This is a genomic window from Actinosynnema sp., assembly GCF_052038725.1.
On sequence record NZ_JBQGCX010000794.1, the window covers coordinates 1 to 1,896 of the forward strand.

The window sequence follows — 1,896 nt, forward strand, 5'->3', positions numbered from 1 at the left end:
CTGCGCGCGGCGCTCGAGGGAGCGGACGCCGTGGTCCACCTCGGCGGCCTGGTCGGTGAGCCCGCCTGCGCCGTGGACGAGGAGTTGGCGGTCCAGCTCAACTACGCCGCGCCGGTGCTGGCCGCCGAGATCGCGGTCGAAGCCGGTGTGGGCAAGTACGTGTTCCTGTCCACGTGCAGCGTCTACGGGAGGCAGAAGGACGTCCTGGTCACCGAGGACGTGGAGCCCGCCCCGCTCTCGGTCTACGCGCGGACCAAGCTCCTCGCCGAGGAGCACCTCGCCGAGGTGTGCCGGGGTGAGGTCGAGTTGACGACGCTGCGGTTGTCCACCGTCTTCGGGTTGTCGCCGCGGATGCGGCTGGACTCGGTGGTGAACTCGATGACCAGTCGCGCGGTGGTCAAGGCGGTCGTCCCGCTGCGCGGCGGCGGCCAGTGGCGGCCCCTGGTCCACGTCGCGGACGTCGCCGACGTCGTCCGGCGGGCGTTGACGGCCGAGCCCGCCGGGGAGGCGACCGTGCTCAACGTCGGCAGCGACGGGCAGAACCACTCCATCAAGCAGATCGCGGAGGCCGTGGTGTCCTCGGTGCCCGGCGCGCGGATCGACGAGCAGGAGGACGCCGAGGACCGGCGCGACTACCGGGTCAGCTTCGAGCTGGTGGCCCGGCGCTTCCCCGGCTCGTGCACGACGGCGCTGGAGGCGGGCATCCGGGAGATCGCGGGTGCGATCGAGCGGGGTGAGCTCGGGGACCCCGACCGCGTGGAGTACGACAACCTGCGCGGACTCCGGCTGGCGCTGGAGGAGCGGCGGATCGCCGTCGTCGCGAGCGAGCCGATGAAGCGGCTGGCGGGGGACTACGCGACCGCGTGGGGGCAGCGATGAGCGCGGTGTACGACGGCGCCGCGGCGGCCCGCTACTGGGGCGGCGAACGACTGCTCGCGGTGCCGCCGGGTGATCGCGCGGCAGAGGAGGCGGCGGTGCTGTGCCAGGGCAAGCCGCTGGAGATGAGCAGGGCCTACGCCGCGTGGGAGGACGACTGCCTCGACGCGCTCCTGCCCGACCTGGCGGGCCGGACCGTCCTCGACCTCGGCTGCGGGGTCGGCAGGCTGCTGCCCCGCCTCGCCCGCGCCGCGGAGCGGGTCGTCGGCGTGGACCTGGCGCCGGGGATGCTCGACAGGGCGCGGAGGCGCATCGCCGGGTTGGGCAACGCCGAGGTCCGCTTGGGCGGTGTCGACGCGGTGGACCTGCAGGACGGATCGGTCGACGTCGTCGTGTGCTTCGGGGTGTTCGAGCACGTGCCCTCGGAACACCGCCACGCCGCGCTCGCCGAGATCGCCCGCGTGCTGAAGCCGGGCGGAACGCTCCTGCTGGAGCTGAACAACGCGGACAGCGCCCTGCTCTCGGGCGCCCGCGCGGACAACCCGCACCGGGTGGGCGTCCAGTGGGAGAACGGCTACTTCTGCGAGCTGGTCACCGTGCCGGACCTCCTCTCCGCCGCGGCGGACGTCGGGCTCGACCCGGTCGAAGACATCGCCAACCCCTTCTACTCCGCCGTTCGCCACGCGAACGCGGAACACGGGGCGGAGGAGTCGGCCGCGCTCTTCGCGAAGGCGCGCGAGCTCGACCGCGCTTTCGGCGCGTCCGCCCGGTTGCGGGCCGTGTCCGACCAGGTCGTGGTCAAGGCGGTGCGCCGGTGACCGCCGACCCGATCGGCGCGAGTGCGCCCCGACTGCCCTGGAACAGGCCGCTGATCGGCGAGGAGGAGATCGCCGAGGTGATCGACACACTCCGCTCCGGCTGGCTCACCGCCGGGCCCAAGACCGCCCAGTTCGAAGAGGCGTTCCGCCGCGAGCTGGGCGTGGAGAGCGCGCTCGCCCTCTCCTCCTGCACCGCCGCGCT

3 protein-coding genes are annotated in these 1,896 nt (G+C 73.5%); all 3 read left to right on the plus strand.

The features are described 5' to 3' along the window. Positions 1-879, plus strand: an 879-nt coding sequence (locus tag ACTUAL_RS16350) for an NAD-dependent epimerase/dehydratase family protein (RefSeq protein ID WP_440900872.1), incomplete at its 5' end; no start/stop codon positions are given. Next, on the plus strand, positions 876-1,694 hold the full coding sequence (locus tag ACTUAL_RS16355) for a class I SAM-dependent methyltransferase (protein WP_440900873.1): 819 nt from the start codon (positions 876-878) through the stop codon (positions 1,692-1,694). The genes ACTUAL_RS16350 and ACTUAL_RS16355, both read left to right, overlap by 4 nt. Further along, positions 1,691-1,896 (plus strand): DegT/DnrJ/EryC1/StrS family aminotransferase (locus tag ACTUAL_RS16360; protein WP_440900874.1); only part of this gene is annotated, 206 nt, incomplete at its 3' end. The genes ACTUAL_RS16355 and ACTUAL_RS16360, both read left to right, overlap by 4 nt.